The sequence below is a fragment of the Pseudomonas sp. S49 genome, assembly GCF_009866785.1.
Lineage (GTDB): Bacteria > Pseudomonadota > Gammaproteobacteria > Pseudomonadales > Pseudomonadaceae > Aquipseudomonas.
In genome coordinates this window covers 3,568,453-3,584,379 of record NZ_CP019432.1, presented here as the reverse complement: position 1 = coordinate 3,584,379, position 15,927 = coordinate 3,568,453, and the positions used below count along the sequence as shown (strand labels likewise).

Genomic DNA, 15,927 nt, shown 5'->3' with positions numbered 1-15,927 from the left:
GGCCCGTTTAGTCCCAGCCTGCAGCAGTTCCTACAATGAATCGCTTAGGAGTTACTGAAGACTGCGATCTTCGATCAGAAATGCAGATAACGTGGCCTGCCCCCGTTTAATTCCGTTTAACTGTAATTGTAGTTATTTATATAGTCGAATGTGATCGATCTGGTATTTAAATGAAAAGCCTCCGGTCATATTTAGCTCTATTGCATTGAAAAAATCGGATGACGCTATTTCGCAGAGATTTGGAGTAAGTTCAGAGCCGCTAACTGTTAGTTGTCCTACGTTGGTTGTGCCGTTTTTAAGGATGATATGCCCATATACGCTTCTGTCTGATTTTATCCAGAATGATATTTTTCTGTATTGATTTTTAAGGTTTATTATGTATGATTTTCCGTAGAAGTCGGTGTAAAAGTGACTGATAAACAGCACTTTTCCACTTATTTTTTCTGGGTAAAAATCATCAGTGTTGCAAATTGCTGCATAATGCTGAGGGCCGTCACCACCAAATAATTTTTTAATAGTCATTAGTGGAGTTTCCATTGTTGCATTTAAATCGACAATTCTTTGATCTACTACGTTGTCGAAGTTTTCTTCTATATAAGGCTCAACTACCCTTAAGGTTCTCGGAGGATTGGATGACATCTCACTGCCATACAACGCCTTGGCGGTAAAGCTGTGTGCAGCCACAGCCAGGGCACTGACGAGCAGCGTCCAGACACCGGTTGTGGGATCTGCAGGTGCCGGACCTTTGGAGACTGCGCCGTCAAAGATTTCGACTTTCTGGCCTTTGGCAGCGATGCCGCTCAGGGTTACGGCCGTTTCCTCCGTTTCCCCGCCTTGAGGGATTTCAACATTGCTGGGAGAGCCTATCACCGCATCGATAGTTGGAGCAGTTGCCTGGCCAACTCCCAACGTCAACTCCCGCGAATGCCCCAGCGTTTCTCCCCCCCGCTGAATACTGTAATCCGCCACCACCGTGCCGTTACGATTGGCAGTCACGAATGCCTTGCCCACCGTGAACTTCACCGGTTTACCCACCGTGGCCGGAATCATGTCCAGATAATCGCTGGTGCTGCCGCCGCTGGCCGAGCCGCGCCAGCGGTAGGTCACGCGGTCCTTGTCCTGGGTGCCGAGGAAGGGCGCGACCAGCGTTGCGCCGGTCGGCGACACCTTGTCCGGATCCAGCACGTCATCGGCGTCTGCTTCTTCGACTTCCGGGCGATCAAAGGTCGGCATTGGCACGCCCACCTGCATGATGAATGGCAGCGATTCGCGCACGCTCAGCAGCAGGTTGTCTCTGTTGGTGACGACGTAGTAGACCTTGACGCTCAGGCCATCGAAACGCTGGATATCGCTCTGGGCAACGGCGCGCAGGACGGGCTCGCCATCCGCTACGTTGCCGACTTGGCGCGGGTCCTCGTAGTAAACAGGGTCGCCGCCGGGCGCCTTTGCTTCCCAGATCAGGTTCAGCAGATCACTGCCGTTGCGACCGACGTACCACGGAATACTCACCGTCGCCCACGGCGTATCGACTGGCAACGTCCCGCCAGGTGCCTCGGCGACGCCAGGCGCGAGCAATCGGCTGATGTCGCCGACGACGCTGACGCTCGCGTTTTTCGAGGGGCGGTCGGATTCACCCTCGCGGCGCCGGACAAAACCCACCGACGCACTGCCCTTGGCGATGGCGCGCACGGCTTCGTTGGGGATGGTGAAGTCGAGCTGAAAGGGCACGAACTCCACCGGCATCGATAACGGGCCGACGATGATTTGCGGGCCTTGGGCGGGGGTGCCGGTCCAGGTCAGGAGCACTTCATCGTTCACGGCAAAGTCTTTAGTCGGCGTGTACACGCGAACGATGACGTCGTCGTCACCCAGTGTGTCGAGGTCCACCCGATCGGTCGGCTTGCCTTGGACCAGCACCAGTGGTGAGTCCAGTCGGTCGCCGTTCATGTCCACCAGCACCGACTGTAGGGCTGACCACGGCGCGCGCTCGTCGGGGTAGTTGCCGCAGCGGTCGACCACCTGAAACGCCACGGCCACCGCTGAGCCATCGCCGGCGGCCTTGATCAGCTTGTAATCGAAAGTGATGTCGATGGGGTTTTTCAGCGGATCCGCCGCTTGTTCCGGGCTGACGAGATGCAACACTTGCTGGCTGCCCCAGCGGGCGTGGATGCGGTCGAAGCGGGTCAGGTTGCGGTAGGGGGTGATGCGCATCGTCACCACGTCGGTTTCCAAAAAGTCCTGGTCGATTTCGTAGCGGTCGAGGGAAAAATTGAGGTCGGAGTGGCCGTCATCACCGGGGATGTCGTCGTATTCGCCGGGGCGGGTGAGTTTGACCAGCAGTTTCAAGCGGGGTCTGGATTCTTCGCCGGGATGGTTCTTGCCGGTGATCTTGTAGTAAACGTTGGTGGCATCACCGTCGAGCACAAAATCCTTGGCCAAGGTGAAGGTCACATCCCGATTGAGTTCGGACTCGTATTGAATGGTCTTGCTCCACACTGCCTGCGTGGCGTTGTTCCAAAAAACATCGACCCGGTCGCCAATGCTCATGGAGAGCCAGGCAGGCACAGTGCCTTGCAACCCGTTTTCCACGCCACGAATGGGGATGCCGCCATCGTAGTCTTCCGCTGGGTCGAGCGGGTTCAGGGCGGGGAAGTAGAGGGACTTCAGGGCATCCGGTGTTGGGTTGGACATGGGGGCGTGCTCCGTTCGGTGAGGTGACGGAGTGATTGAAAGCGGATTGGTGGAATTGCGCACCTGTCAGATCTGACAGGTGCGGGCTGAAATCCGACGTGCGGTAGGCGTTTGCACAATGGATCGTTCATCGAACGATCCGGATTTCCGAAGGCATAAAAAAGCTCTGCATCTTTCGATACAGAGCTTTTCAACGATCAGGCAGAGCGCTATTCAGTTGCTCTCATGCCTGCACATCCAACGCAACGTTATTGCTCCACGGCGTCGGCGACGGTTGCGGTGGGCTTCTTCGGCTTCATCAAACTGAAGTCGATCAGTGCACGCTGATCGGTCTGATACGGGTCGCCGATCAGCAGTGGCCGCACCTTGAAACTGTCACTGACCAGGCTCTTGCTGCGGTCGAGCTCATCGAAACTCAAGCCGGCGAGGTCGGCCCAGGTGTGGATCAAGTGCGAGCTGCTGTACGGGCGATCCAGATCGCCGGCAAAGTTCCAGTCATGGTTGGCCTTCCACTTCGGTGACGCCCAGGCCATGAACGGGATGGTGTACATCGGCGCGGTCGGTTTGTTTTCGTTGCGACCCAGGGTCTTGTGGCCCACTGAGTCGAACACGTCTTCACCGTGATCCGAAAGGTACAGCAGGAAGCCGTTCGGATCGGATTTGGCGTAATCCTTGATCAGGCTCGACACGACGAAGTCGTTGTACAGCACGGCGTTGTCGTAGCTGTTGTAGGTCGGTACCTGGTCGTCACGCACGCCGGGCGGCACGCCGTTGCGGTCCTGGAACTTGTCGAACGTCGGCGGATAGCGGTACTGGTAGCTCATGTGTGTGCCGAGCAAATGCACAACGATCAGTTTGCGCGGTGCCGCATCAGTCAGGGCCTTGTTAAAGGGCTCGATGACGTCGCCGTCGTATTGCGCGGCGTTCTGGTTGCGGTTGTTGTTCAGGTACACCTGCTCGTCGGCCTGTTCGGAGAACGTGGTGAGCATGGTGTTGCGCTTGGTCATGGTCTGCTGGTTGGTGATCCAGAAGGTCTTGTAGCCGGCCTGTTTCATCATGCTGACCAGCGACGGCGTGGACAGGTACAGATCCGGGTTTTCCTCGTCGGCAAAGGTCAGGACCTGCTGCAGCGCCTCGATGGTGTACGGACGTGGAGTGACGACGTTGTCGAACACCGCCAGTTGATCCTTGAGCTTGTCCAGTTCCGGCGTGGTGTTGCGCTGATAGCCATAAAGGCTCATGCGCTGACGGTTGGTCGACTCACCGATGACCAGCACCAGGGTCTTCGGCTGATCGGCCGAGGCATCCTTGAGATTTTTCAGCGGCGGAATCTTGCTGACGTTGTGCAGCATGCCCTGCATGTCGGCGAGGGTTTCCTGGTAACGGTGATAGGCCACGACCATCTGCCATGGCACCGCTGGCTCGATACGGGTTTCGAATTTCTCGAAGCCTTGGGCGAAGGTGCCCATGCGCAGGGTTTGCTTGACCAGCGGATAACCGATCACTGCAATCAGAATGGCCATTGCTGCGACGAATGCGCGGCCACGGGGCATGTACACCGGGCGCAGGCGAGTCCACAGGAAGTAAGCGAACGCGGTGTGCGCGAGGAACGCCGGCACCATCCACCAGGCAAAGTACTGGGTCATGTACTCGCCGGCTTCGGACACGTTCGACTCGAACATGATGAAGATGACGCTCTGGGAGAATTCCTGCTCATAGATGAAGAAGTAGCCCAGGCTGGCCATCGAGCAGGCCCACAACACCACGCCGATGATGGCGGCGAGCAGTTTGGTGCGTTTGGGGAACAGCAGCATCGGCGCCAGCCAGATCGCGCTCATGACGAACGCCTGACGGAACCCGGTGAAGCCGGAAGTGCCGGTCAACTGGATCAGCAGTTGAGTGATACCCGAGAAGTACCAGAAGAATACAAACAGCCAGAGAAAACCGGCCCAATCGAAACCTGTCGCAGTCGTTTTGCTGCGTTTGAACAATGCCATTCGGCGCTCCAGCTCACTCGTTACAACCACCGCCGGAACATCCATGAAGCCGACGAACGGAGGCCGTACACGCAGGTACGGCCAGAATGGGGCGGAGTATTACGAAGAGAATGTGAAAGTTTTGTTAAGCGGCGCTTTTGCCGTGGGGCATGCAGCCAGAGGGTAGTGCGTCGGGAACAGCCGCTGCCGTTCCCGAATCAGGCGGGGTATCAGGCGTGGGGATGACGCTGAACGACCGGCAAAGGTTGCGGTTGCGCACCCTGGGTCAACAGGCGCAGTTGCGCCAGCTCCTGCTTCAACTGGTCGCGTTCGTCTTTCAACTGACGCAATTCATCGCGACGAATCGTCACGTACAGGGTTTGTGGCGGCATTGCTGTGTGTACTGTGCCCATTGCTCACCTCGCAAATGGCGTGCATCAACTGTAAGTCGTCCCCGTTTGCGGGTACTGACTTGCTATCGGCGCCGATTTTGATTTCTTTTGCCTGTGAATGGAACTTTTTTATTTTTCATGGTCGGTGTGTCTTCAGCAGGATTCGGGGCGTTATCAGTCTGGATCGGGCACAATGCCCGGAAACTTCATCGCAACGCTCTGGACTAACCTCCATCAGTCGCGTTGGGCTATAACCAATGACACACATTTATTTGTAGTAAGGAGCATCAGCACATGCAACTCGGGATTATTGGACTGGGCCGCATGGGCGGCAATATTGCGCGACGTCTGATGCTCAACGGTCACACCACCGTTGTTTACGACCGCAATACCGCTTTCATCGATAACCTGGTCGCCGAGGGCTCCACCGGCGTCGCCGACTTGCCGGCACTGGTTGCCGGCCTGGCCAAACCGCGTGCGGTATGGGTCATGTTGCCGGCCGGCGCACCCACCGAAGACACCATCAACACCCTGAGCACTTTGCTCGAAGCCGGCGACACCATCATCGACGGCGGCAACACCAACTATAAGGATGACATTCGCCGGGCCAGGACTTTGGCCGAAAAAGGCCTGCACTACATCGACGTCGGCACCTCGGGCGGCGTTTGGGGCCTGGAGCGCGGCTATTGCATGATGATCGGCGGCGACGCTGAAACCGTGCAGCGCCTCGACCCGTTGTTCGCTGCTCTGGCGCCGGGCATGGGTGACATCCCGCGCACCAAGGATCGCAAGTCTGAAGATCATCGTGCCGAGCACGGTTACATCCACGCCGGTCCTGCCGGTGCCGGGCACTTCGTGAAGATGATTCACAACGGCATCGAGTACGGCATGATGGCCGCGTTCGCCGAGGGCTTCGACATCCTCAAGACCAAATCCAGCGAGCGCCTGCCGGAAGATCAGCGTTTCGACCTGAACGTGGCCGACATTGCTGAAGTGTGGCGTCGTGGCAGCGTGGTGTCTTCGTGGCTGCTGGACCTGACCGCCGATGCGCTGGCCAGCGATCCGAAGCTCGACGGTTTCTCCGGTTCCGTCGCTGACAGCGGCGAAGGTCAATGGACCATCGAAGCGGCCATGGAACAAGCGGTGCCGGTACCGGTGCTGTCGAACTCGCTGTTCTCGCGCTACCGCTCGCGCGGCCAGGGCACCTTTGGCGACAAGATTCTTTCGGCCCAGCGCTTCGGCTTCGGCGGCCACGTGGAGACACCGAAGAAATGACCCATACGATCCGCAGAAAATCCAAGGCAGAACCCGCACCACCGACCACGCTGTTTTTGTTCGGTGCCCACGGCGACCTGGTCAAGCGCTTGCTGATGCCGGCGCTGTACAACCTCAGTCGCGACGGCTTGCTTGACGACAATCTGCGGATCGTCGGCGTTGACCACAACGCCATTACCGATGAGGCCTTCGCGCAAAAGCTCGAAGACTTCATCCGTACCGAAGTGGCGGCGAAAGTCGGCAAGGGCGATCAGATGCTTGATCCGGCCTTGTGGGCCAAGCTCGCCAAAGGTATCAGCTACGTCCAGGGCGACTTTCTGGACGACAGCACCTATTCAGCGCTGGCGGCGAAAATCGCCGACAGCGGCACCGGCAATGCGGTGTTCTACCTGGCCACCGCGCCGCGTTTCTTCAGTGAAGTGGTGCGCCGACTCGGCAGCGCCGGTTTGCTTGAAGAAACCCCGCAAGCGTTCAGAAGGGTGGTGATCGAGAAGCCGTTCGGCTCCGACCTGCACACCGCCGAAGCGTTGAACGCCTGTTTGCTCAAGGTGATGTCCGAGAAGCAGATCTATCGGATCGACCATTATCTGGGCAAGGAAACCGTGCAGAACATTCTGGTCAGCCGGTTCTCCAACAGCCTGTTCGAAGCGTTCTGGAACAACCATTACATCGACCACGTACAGATCACCGCCGCGGAAACCGTCGGTGTCGAAACCCGTGGCAGTTTTTACGAACACACCGGTGCACTGCGCGACATGGTGCCCAATCACCTGTTCCAGTTGCTCGCCATGGTTGCCATGGAACCGCCCGCGGCGTTCGGCGCTGACGCGGTGCGCGGCGAGAAGGCCAAGGTGGTCGGGGCGATTCGTCCATGGACGACCGAAGAAGCCCGCGCCAACTCGGTTCGCGGCCAGTACAGCGCCGGCGAAGTCGATGGCAAGGCGTTGAACGGCTACCGCCAGGAGCCCAACGTATCCCCTGACAGCACCACGGAAACCTACGTGGCGCTGAAGGTGATGATCGACAACTGGCGTTGGGTCGGCGTGCCGTTCTACCTGCGCACCGGCAAGCGCATGAGTGTGCGCGATACCGAGATCGTCATCTGCTTCAAACCGGCGCCTTACGCGCAGTTCCGTGACACCGAAGTCGACGAATTGCAGCCGACTTACCTGCGTATCCAGATCCAGCCGAACGAAGGCATGTGGTTCGACCTGCTGGCCAAACGGCCGGGGCCAGCGTTGAACATGGCCAACATCGAGCTGGGTTTTGCTTACAAAGACTTTTTCGAGATGCAGCCGTCGACGGGGTACGAAACCTTGATCTACGACTGCCTGACCGGCGATCAGACGCTGTTCCAGCGTGCCGACAACATCGAGAACGGCTGGCGCGCTGTGCAGCCGTTCCTTGATGCCTGGCAACAGGACGCGAGCGTGCAGGCCTATGCCGCGGGTGAGGACGGCCCGCAAGCTGCCGAAGATCTGCTGACTCGCGATGGTCGCGTCTGGCATGGCCTCGGATGAGTGATGTGCCGAAACAACCCATCCGTTTTCTGCTCAGCGACATGGACGGCACACTGTTGCTGCCGGATCACACGCTGAGCCAACGCACCATCGACGCGGTGCGTTCGCTGCGGGAGGCGGGCGTGTTGTTCAGCCTCGCCACCGGCCGGCCACCGAAAGCCATGCTGCAACAAATTGAAGCCCTGGGTGTTGATTTGCCGACGGCGGCGTTCAATGGCGGCACTATCGTCAACCCGGATGGCAGTTTACTGGTCGCGCATTACCTGCCGGCTACCACCGCACTGATTGCGCTGGCGCTGTTCGCTGATCAACCGGACGTTGAAATCTGGGTGTTCAGCGGCGGCGATTGGCTGCTCAAGGATCCGCACGGGCCGATGGTGCCGCGCGAACAGCACGGCCTCGGTTATCCACCCGTCGTGGTGGAGAGTTTCGAGCCGTATCTGCAGCGCATCGACAAGATTGTCGCGACCAGCAACAACACGGAACTGTTGATCGAACTGGAAGCTCTACTGTTGCCGAAAGTCAACGGGATGGCGCAGGTGTCGCGTTCGCAACCGGTTTATCTCGACGTGACGGCGCTAGAGGCCAACAAGGGCACCGCACTGGCGACTTTGGCCGAGCACTTGGGCATACCGCTGGAGCAGACCGCTGCGATTGGTGATGGCGGTAACGACCCGGCGATGTTTCATTGCGCAGGCCTGTCGATTGCCATGGGGCAGGCGGAGGAGGCGGTGAAGCGCCAAGCCGACGTGGTCACCGCGCCGAACACCGAAGACGGCGTGGCCCAGGCGATCGAGCAATACATCCTCCCTCACTGACTCCACCCAAAAACCAATGTGGGAGCGAGCCTGCTCGCGAAAGCGGTGTGTCATTCAACGAATCTGTTGTCTGACACTCCCTCTTCGCGAGCAGGCTCGCTCCCACAGGTTTATTCAGTGTTTGTCAGAGCGGTAGCCCAAGCGATCGAGAAATACATCCTGCCTCGCTGAAAGCACGCATAACCAAATGTGGGAGCGAGCCTGCTCGCGAATGCGGTGTGTCATTCAACGAATCTGTTGTCTGACACTCCCTCTTCGCGAGCAGGCTCGCTCCCACAGGTTTATTCAGTGTTTGTCAGAGCGGTAGCCCAAGCGATCGAGAAATACATCCTGCCTCGCTGAAAGCACGCAAAACCAAATGTGGGAGCGAGCCTGCTCGCGAAAGCGGTGTGTCATGCAACGAATCTGTTGTCGGATACTCCCTCTTCGCGAGCAGGCTCGCTCCCACAGGTTTATTCAGTGTTTGTCAGAGCGGTAGCCCAAGCGATCGAGAAATACATCCTGCCTCGCTGAAAGCACGCATAACCAAATGTGGGAGCGAGCCTGCTCGCGAAAGCGGTGTGTCATTCAACGAATCTGTTATCTGACACTCCCTCTTCGCGAGCAGGCTCGCTCCCACAGGTTTATTCAGTGTTTGTCAGAGCGGTAGCCCAAGCGATCGAGAAATACATCCTGCCTCGCTGAAAGCACGCATAACCAAATGTGGGAGCGAGCCTGCTCGCGAAAGCGGTGTGTCATTCAACGAATCTGTTATCTGACACTCCCTCTTCGCGAGCAGGCTCGCTCCCACAGGTTTATTCAGTGCTTGTCAGAGCGGTAGCCCAAGCGATCGAGAAATACATCCTGCCTCGCTGAAAGCACGCAAAGCCAAATGTGGGAGCGAGCCTGCTCGCGAAAGCGGTGTGTCATTCAACGAATCTGTTGTCGGATACTCCCTCTTCGCGAGCAGGCTCGCTCCCACAGGTTTATTCAGTGTTTGTCAGAGCGGTAGCTCAAGCGATCGAGAAATACATCCTGCCTCGCTGAAAGCACGCAAAACCAAATGTGGGAGCGAGCCTGCTCGCGAATGCGGTGTGTCATTCAACGAATCTGTTGTCTGACACTCCCTCTTCGCGAGCAGGCTCGCTCCCACAGGTTTATTCGGCGCTTGTCAGAGCGGTAGCCCAAGCGATCGAGAAATACATCCTGCCTCGCTGAAAGCACGCAAAACCAAATGTGGGAGCGAGCCTGCTCGCGAAAGCGGTGTGTCATTCAACGAATCTGTTGTCGGACACTCCCTCTTCGCGAGCAGGCTCGCTCCCACAGGTTTATTCAGTGTTTGTCAGAGCGGTAGCCCAAGCGATCGAGAAATACATCCCGCCTCGCTGAAAGCACGCAAAACCAAATGTGGGAGCGAGCCTGCTCGCGAAAGCGGTGTGTCATCAACGAATCTGTTGTCTGACACTCCCTCTTCGCGAGCAGGCTCGCTCCCACAGGTTTATTCAGTGTTTGTCAGAGCCAGTAGCTCACCGCATACCAGCCCAGCAGCCCCATCACGAAGGTGTACGGCAACGCCATCCACACCATCCGCCCGTACGACAGGCGCACCAGCGGCGCAATCGCCGAGGTCAGCAGGAACAGAAACGCAGCCTGACCATTCGGCGTCGCCACACTTGGCAGGTTGGTGCCGGTGTTGATCGCGATCGCCAACGTCTCGAAATGCTCACGACTCATGTGCCCGGCGAGGAACGCCTGCTTCACTTCGGTGATGTAAATCGTCGCGACAAACACGTTGTCACTGATCGCCGACAGCAAACCGTTGGCAATAAACAGCATGCCCGGTTGTTGTTCGACCGGCAGGGCCAGCACCCACTGGATCAGCGGTGCAAACAGCTGTTGATCGTGAATCACCGCGACCACCGCAAAAAACACCACCAGCAACGCGGTGAACGGCATGGCGTCCTTGAACGCGCTGCCCAGACGATGCTCGTCAGTGATACCGGTAAACGCGGTGATCAGCACAATGACCATCAAGCCGATCAAACCGACTTCAGCGATGTGCAAGGCCAGGCAACCGATCAGGATCAGGGCCGCAGCGCCTTGCACCAGCAGTGCCGCGCGTTGGCGCGCCGTGCGTTCGGCGTTGTCTTCGGCGGCATAGTTGGCCAGCACGGCGCGAACATTGTCCGGCAGCAGCGTGCCGTAACCGAACCAACGCAGCTTTTCCAGCAACACGCAGGTGACCAGACCCGCTGCCAGCACCGGCAGCGAAACCGGCGCAACCTTGGTGAAGAACTCGCCGAAGTGCCAACCCATTTCGTGGCCGATCAACAGATTCTGCGGCTCGCCCACCAATGTGCAGACACCGCCCAGCGCCGTACCGACCGCACCGTGCATCAACAGGCTGCGCAAGAATGCGCGGAACTGCTCCAGATCTTCGTGATGCAGTGTCGGCAGGTTCTGGTCGTCAGCGAATTCACTGTCCTGGCGCGGATCATTACCGGACGCGACGCGGTGATAGACAGAATAAAAGCCGACCGCCGCGCTGATGATCACCGCTGTCACCGTCAGGGCATCAAGAAACGCCGAGAGAAATGCCGAGAGAAAACAGAACATCAACGCCAGCGCCGCTTTTGAACGTACGCCCAGCAGCAGGCGCGAGAACAGAAACAGCAACAGATCCTTCATGAAGTAGATGCCGGCCACCATGAACATCAGCAGCAGGATCACCGGAAAGTTGTGCACCAGTTCATCGTACAGCGCCTGCGGCGTGGTCATCTTCAGCAGCAACGCTTCGATCAACAGCAAGCCACCGGGCATCAGCGGATAGCACTTGAGCGCCATGGCCAGAGTGAAGATGAATTCGATCACCAGCAACCAGCCGGCCGCGACCGGGCCAACCGTGAACAGCACCAGCGCATTGAGGATCAGAAAACCGACGATGGTCGCCTTGTACCAACGTGGCGATTGCCCGAGAAAATTGTGCGCGAACGCCTGGGCCATTGAACCGGACATCGGTTGCTCCTTGTTTTATTGAAGCGCGCAAGTTGCCGGATGTGCGATGCAAGTTCAAGGTGTAACTGGGTTTGACGCAAATTTGTAGTAGCCAGGCTTTCTGGCACTGAACACACAACGCCCCTGCGACGCATGTCTCGGCGGGGCGTTGTTTGATCGTGCGGGAAATGAGTTACGGCAATTTCGAGTAAATCACTATGACCACCCATGGCGCTGAGACACGCCCCAAATCGGATCTTAGACTGAAGCTATGACGCCCTGCTGCCAAGTTCCGAAAAGTTGTGAAGTAGACACCGCTTTCATTTGCTGCGAAGGGTTCGGCAGCGTTCGCACTTGTGACGACCCAGCCCTTTTCATTGGGGTTCGCCGTGCCAACTATGGTCACTACCTGATCCGTCGTTGCACCGTTATTTTCTATTAGCTGATAATTTTCCTGGCCCAGTACAAAGCGAATACTGAGCGGTGCCGGTTTTTTGATCAGGACGCGCCAGACAGCTGATTCCTGACCCTTTTGCCCTCGAGCCATGAATTCGTGGCTACCTGTCGACAGTTCCTTTACATTGCCAAACCAGCGTTTCATTTCATTTACAGCAAACGTTTGTACGACCACGCCGTTGTCCAGCAGCTCGATCTTCTGACCCGCTTCGCCTTGGCCAACAAAATCCAGCTCGCTAAACAGAGTGCTACCGTTGTCCTCGATCATCTGACCGTCAGGACCTGTTATCCAGTCGATAGATACCGCGTCAGTTATATCCAGAGTGATCACCCATGGCGCTGACTCGTAACCATTACTGTCTTTTACACTGTATTCATGATCACCCGATCGTTGATCTGTCAGATAAAAATTGAAGTCACCATGTTCTGTAACGTAAACGGGATGATAGACGGGAATACTCTTATCCAGTAGTTCCACAAGTTCACTACGCGGGGCCTTCCCCTCAAAATAAAGTTGATTGCTTTTAGTGAACCCGGGGTTCTGGACGGGGTCACCGTACTGATCGGTAACTGTAAGAATTCGGGGAAGGGTTCTCGCGTTATAGTCTGAAGTCTTGGCAGATGGATTTTGTTTTTGCAGTGCCTCTTGCTCGCTCATTTCAAAACTCCCTTATCAGATGACGGCGCATGATTCATGCGCGCCCTGCTATCTGATGCCCGATCAAGATTGGTGTCTACTGTCAGAAATTACAGGTACAGGCGCATTCCGGACGAACGGTGAATGCCTTTGCTCTAACGCTGCCGGAACGAAAAAAATCCGCCGAGTCATGACTCGGCGGATTTGTTTTGCTTATGTAAGGAACCTAATTTTTTGGCAATTTCGACGAAACCACCTGGATTACCCAAGGCGTTGAGATTCGACCCAGATCGGATCGGAGTCTGAAGTTGTGAACCCGATTTTCTTCCAGGTCCTTGATTGTCGCGTAGTAGACACCCTGCTCATTTGCAGTGAAGGGCACCAATTCACGGCTGTACTCGACAATCCAGCCTGATTCACCAGGAGTTGCAGTGCCAACCAAAGTCACCGATCTATCGGACGTGGACTCGTGATTCGCGATCAGCTGAAAATTTTCATTGCCCAAGACAAATTGAATGCTGATCGGTGCAGGTTGCTTTATCAGGACCCGCCATGGCGATGATTGCTGTCCATTGGTTTCCCGAGCGATGAAGTTTTGGGTACCTGTCACGAGGTTCTCGAGAATGGCGCTCCAATGCCCGTTGTCAGCGACATTCAAGAGTTTTAGCACCGTACCGTTATTCACCAGCTCCACTACTTTGCCTGGCGTGGCCGTGCCAATAAAATGCAGCACATTATGGAAAGTGCTTTCACCTCTTCCGACGGGCCTGCCGTCAGGTTCGTATACCGAGTCGATTGAGAGCGTTTCGCTCACATCTACATTGACAGTCCACGTCGCTGACTCTTGACCATCAGCTGTTTTCACACTGTATACGTGACGGCCTCGTTGCTGATTGAGCAGCAGGGCGCTGAAATGACCCGCTGCGTCAACATTCACGGGAGGGTGTGCAGGAATACCATGGTCCAGTATCTCGGCTAATTGATTCGGCTCCGCCGAACCGACGAAAGACAGATCACCGTTCGTGGTTGTACCGTCAGGTGGAATAACCTGGTTGTCACCATTGGTGATTGAAATGAGCCGGGGAGCTGCAAGCTCAGCGCTTCCACCGAAAAGCTCAACCGATGTCCGATGTTTGGACGGTGTCACTAGATCGTTCATATCAAAATTCCTTTTTCTGAATGGGCGCGCCGCTTTCTGCGCCCTGCTATCTGATGCCCGATCAAGGTTGACGTCTACTGTCAGAAATTACAGGTACAGACCTGTTTTCGACGAACGGTCAGTCCCGCCTGCCTATTGATTCAGATACCGCGCCACCATCGCCCGGTAATTGCCATCCAGTGAATAACCGCCCACGAGAATGGCGTCATCCGCTTGCACGGCCAGCGAATTGGCTGTGTCCAGGCTGCGGCCCAAGCGCGTGCGCAGCCAGCCTTTACCGTCGGCAAAGCTGTGATCCAGGCCGCCATCACTCGAGTAGCGGGCTACGATAAAGTCCGCTTCGATTCCACCAATGGTTGCACCGACCGCGATGATGCGGCCGTCCGCCATACGTTGCGCGGCGCTCCATTGGCAGCCGCTGGGGCCGATTTCCAGCAGTTGGGGTTGGCCGGCATGGTTGTGCAGGTTCGGGCGGCCATTGGTGTGCAGGCTGTACGCCATACAACGAATCGGATCGCGGCTGCTGCCGAAACAGTGCAGCGCGTCGGCGGACTCAAGGACCTGACTGACCAGAGCGCTTTTGCCGTGCGCCTTGAACGCCATGAAACCATCCACGGCGAAGCGTTCGTCGAGGCGACCATTGGGCAGGTAGCGCGCCAATAAACCCTCCTGCGGGAAGTCGATGGAGCCTGCCACCACAATACGCCCATCCTTCTGCACCAGCAGACTGCTCAGCCAGGTGTTGAGCAGCAAGTGGCGAATCATCACAAAACCGCGGCCATTGAAGGTTTCATCGAGGCTGCCGTCGGGCTTGAGGCGAATCAGCATGCCGGCATGGTCGGCGAGTTCGAAGTGGTGATTGGCGATCAACAGAATATGGCCGTCTTCCTGGACGACAAAATCGCAGGCTTCGGCGCCCGGTACGCCCGGCGGCAGCCAGGCATCACGGCTGCCCATGGACAGATCGCCGGGCAAGCGCACCACCTGACGACCATTGTCGCCAAAGCGCAAATCCGGTTTGCCCTGAGCGTCGAACAGGGCCAGTGCGGGCAGGGTGCGATGAGCGTTTTCATAATGCAGGCCGGCGAGCAGGATGCGCCCGTCGGGCAGTGCCTGGACTTTACCGGCCGTGGCTTCGAAGCCTGGGGCAAACGTATCGATCACGCTGCCTTTGTCGCCAAAGGCCAGATCAGCCGAGCCATCGGCGAGCATTCGTGCCAGTCCGAATCGATTGCCGGCAGCAACGCCGACTTTCGCCGCGACGAGGATCCGCCCCTGCGCATCGAGGGCGATATCCTCGGTCAGGCTGGACAGGCTGTCAGCGAAATACACTTGGGCGATGCCGGTGGTGGCAAATGTTTTATCGAGTTGACCGGCAGACGTCGATAACGCCGGCAGCGCAAAAGTGTTCAGAGTGGACATGCACGCATCTCCTTGCGAGTTGACCTTTACCGGAACCGGGTGGGTAACTGCATGAGCGGAACATTCAATCCCTGAACCGGGAGAAGTACAACTGTAAGAACTAACAGGTGGAGGGTCGCACTGTGCCAGAACAGTGTCTTTTTGAACCAATAGCAAGCCGGCCAAGCAGTTAAGCCTGAGCACCTTGCAAAGAGTTGTACAAAAGTATCGGGTGTTTAAAAGATTACAACTAAGCGAAGAGGGCGGATGACCTGAAAGTCATCCGCATCGCCCGGCTGTTAGTGCGGCATCGACCACGATTGCAGGCTGTAACCTTCTTCGCTGAGCTCAGCGCGAGCCTGCTGCAGTAGTTGCTCGAGTTGCGCTGGATCGGAGTAGGCGCTGCTTGGGATCTGTTTGCGACCGATGTGCGAATTGGTTCGGTCAATGACGGTAAGGCTCAGTTCGCCATTGCCGTCTTGTGGCGCCCAGGCCACGCACTGGAAAGGTTTGAACGCGTGGTTGGCAATCAAAAGAGCTTCGTTGATACGGAGCGGGGCGGTCATGGGTTGTTCTCTCTATGGTGCCCAATCAAGTGATGTGCCGTCGGTTGGGCTTACCGTTCGGCT

11 protein-coding genes and 2 pseudogenes are annotated in these 15,927 nt (G+C 57.0%); 3 read left to right on the top strand and 10 right to left on the bottom strand.

The window, feature by feature from the left end; genetic code table 11:
• Window positions 1–132: 132 nt before the first annotated feature.
• The 3 genes from PspS49_RS15800 to PspS49_RS15790 all read right to left on the bottom strand — a co-directional run bounded on the left by PspS49_RS15800 (window position 133) and on the right by PspS49_RS15790 (window position 5,080).
• Window positions 133–2,691, bottom strand: a complete 2,559-nt coding sequence (locus PspS49_RS15800; RefSeq protein ID WP_238786288.1) for a hypothetical protein — start codon at window positions 2,689–2,691, stop codon at window positions 133–135.
• A 248-nt stretch (window positions 2,692–2,939) separates the two neighbouring features.
• Window positions 2,940–4,688 (bottom strand): phosphoethanolamine transferase CptA, encoded by a 1,749-nt coding sequence (locus PspS49_RS15795; RefSeq protein WP_160040249.1) that lies wholly within the window; start codon window positions 4,686–4,688, stop codon window positions 2,940–2,942.
• A gap of 209 nt (window positions 4,689–4,897) precedes the next feature.
• Window positions 4,898–5,080, bottom strand: a complete 183-nt coding sequence (locus PspS49_RS15790; protein ID WP_016983768.1) for a DUF6026 family protein — start codon at window positions 5,078–5,080, stop codon at window positions 4,898–4,900.
• 273 nt (window positions 5,081–5,353) lie between these two features.
• On the opposite strand from PspS49_RS15790, the gene gnd reads away from it, so the two are divergent.
• From gnd to PspS49_RS15775, 3 genes are read left to right on the top strand one after another with little or no spacing between them, the layout of a single operon-like run.
• A complete protein-coding gene (gnd, locus tag PspS49_RS15785) occupies window positions 5,354–6,334 on the top strand; it encodes a phosphogluconate dehydrogenase (NAD(+)-dependent, decarboxylating) (RefSeq protein ID WP_034153922.1) in 981 nt (326 codons plus the stop codon).
• Entirely contained in the window at window positions 6,331–7,854 is a 1,524-nt protein-coding gene (gene zwf / locus PspS49_RS15780) for a glucose-6-phosphate dehydrogenase (RefSeq protein ID WP_127927881.1), read from the top strand. Before gnd ends, zwf begins: the two co-directional genes overlap by 4 nt.
• Complete coding sequence (locus PspS49_RS15775; RefSeq protein ID WP_127927879.1) at window positions 7,851–8,672, top strand: HAD family hydrolase; 822 nt, start codon at window positions 7,851–7,853, stop codon at window positions 8,670–8,672. Before zwf ends, PspS49_RS15775 begins: the two co-directional genes overlap by 4 nt.
• Window positions 8,673–8,856: 184 nt before the next feature.
• On the opposite strand, the pseudogene PspS49_RS29860 reads toward PspS49_RS15775, so the two are convergent.
• The 7 genes and pseudogenes from PspS49_RS29860 to PspS49_RS15750 all read right to left on the bottom strand — a co-directional run.
• Window positions 8,857–8,961: pseudogene (locus PspS49_RS29860) on the bottom strand (metal ABC transporter ATP-binding protein); the annotation flags it as partial.
• 750 nt (window positions 8,962–9,711) lie between these two features.
• A pseudogene (locus PspS49_RS29855) lies at window positions 9,712–9,804 on the bottom strand (metal ABC transporter ATP-binding protein); the annotation flags it as partial.
• Window positions 9,805–10,163: 359 nt separating this feature from the next.
• The gene (gene nhaB, locus PspS49_RS15770) at window positions 10,164–11,666 is read right to left on the bottom strand and encodes a sodium/proton antiporter NhaB (RefSeq protein WP_127927877.1); all 1,503 of its coding nucleotides are present in this window, start codon (window positions 11,664–11,666) and stop codon (window positions 10,164–10,166) included.
• Window positions 11,667–11,838: 172 nt separating this feature from the next.
• A complete protein-coding gene (locus PspS49_RS15765) occupies window positions 11,839–12,759 on the bottom strand; it encodes a hypothetical protein (protein ID WP_127927875.1) in 921 nt (306 codons plus the stop codon).
• A gap of 205 nt (window positions 12,760–12,964) precedes the next feature.
• The gene (locus PspS49_RS15760) at window positions 12,965–13,897 is read right to left on the bottom strand and encodes a hypothetical protein (protein ID WP_127927873.1); all 933 of its coding nucleotides are present in this window, start codon (window positions 13,895–13,897) and stop codon (window positions 12,965–12,967) included.
• A gap of 132 nt (window positions 13,898–14,029) precedes the next feature.
• On the bottom strand, window positions 14,030–15,319 hold the full coding sequence (locus PspS49_RS15755; RefSeq protein ID WP_160040247.1) for a hypothetical protein: 1,290 nt from the start codon (window positions 15,317–15,319) through the stop codon (window positions 14,030–14,032).
• A gap of 278 nt (window positions 15,320–15,597) precedes the next feature.
• Window positions 15,598–15,864 (bottom strand): hypothetical protein, encoded by a 267-nt coding sequence (locus PspS49_RS15750; RefSeq protein WP_016983763.1) that lies wholly within the window; start codon window positions 15,862–15,864, stop codon window positions 15,598–15,600.
• Between the last annotated feature and the right edge of the window lie 63 nt (window positions 15,865–15,927).

Coding starts and splice junctions, on each gene's coding strand:
- PspS49_RS15760 (WP_127927873.1), bottom strand. CDS start 13,897: ATGAACGATCTAGTGACACCGTCCAAACATCGGACATCGGTTGAGCTT.
- PspS49_RS15790 (WP_016983768.1), bottom strand. CDS start 5,080: ATGGGCACAGTACACACAGCAATGCCGCCACAAACCCTGTACGTGACG.
- PspS49_RS15755 (WP_160040247.1), bottom strand. CDS start 15,319: ATGTCCACTCTGAACACTTTTGCGCTGCCGGCGTTATCGACGTCTGCC.
- gnd (WP_034153922.1), top strand. CDS start 5,354: ATGCAACTCGGGATTATTGGACTGGGCCGCATGGGCGGCAATATTGCG.
- PspS49_RS15765 (WP_127927875.1), bottom strand. CDS start 12,759: ATGAGCGAGCAAGAGGCACTGCAAAAACAAAATCCATCTGCCAAGACT.
- PspS49_RS15750 (WP_016983763.1), bottom strand. CDS start 15,864: ATGACCGCCCCGCTCCGTATCAACGAAGCTCTTTTGATTGCCAACCAC.
- PspS49_RS15775 (WP_127927879.1), top strand. CDS start 7,851: ATGAGTGATGTGCCGAAACAACCCATCCGTTTTCTGCTCAGCGACATG.
- nhaB (WP_127927877.1), bottom strand. CDS start 11,666: ATGTCCGGTTCAATGGCCCAGGCGTTCGCGCACAATTTTCTCGGGCAA.
- PspS49_RS15800 (WP_238786288.1), bottom strand. CDS start 2,691: ATGTCCAACCCAACACCGGATGCCCTGAAGTCCCTCTACTTCCCCGCC.
- zwf (WP_127927881.1), top strand. CDS start 6,331: ATGACCCATACGATCCGCAGAAAATCCAAGGCAGAACCCGCACCACCG.
- PspS49_RS15795 (WP_160040249.1), bottom strand. CDS start 4,688: ATGGCATTGTTCAAACGCAGCAAAACGACTGCGACAGGTTTCGATTGG.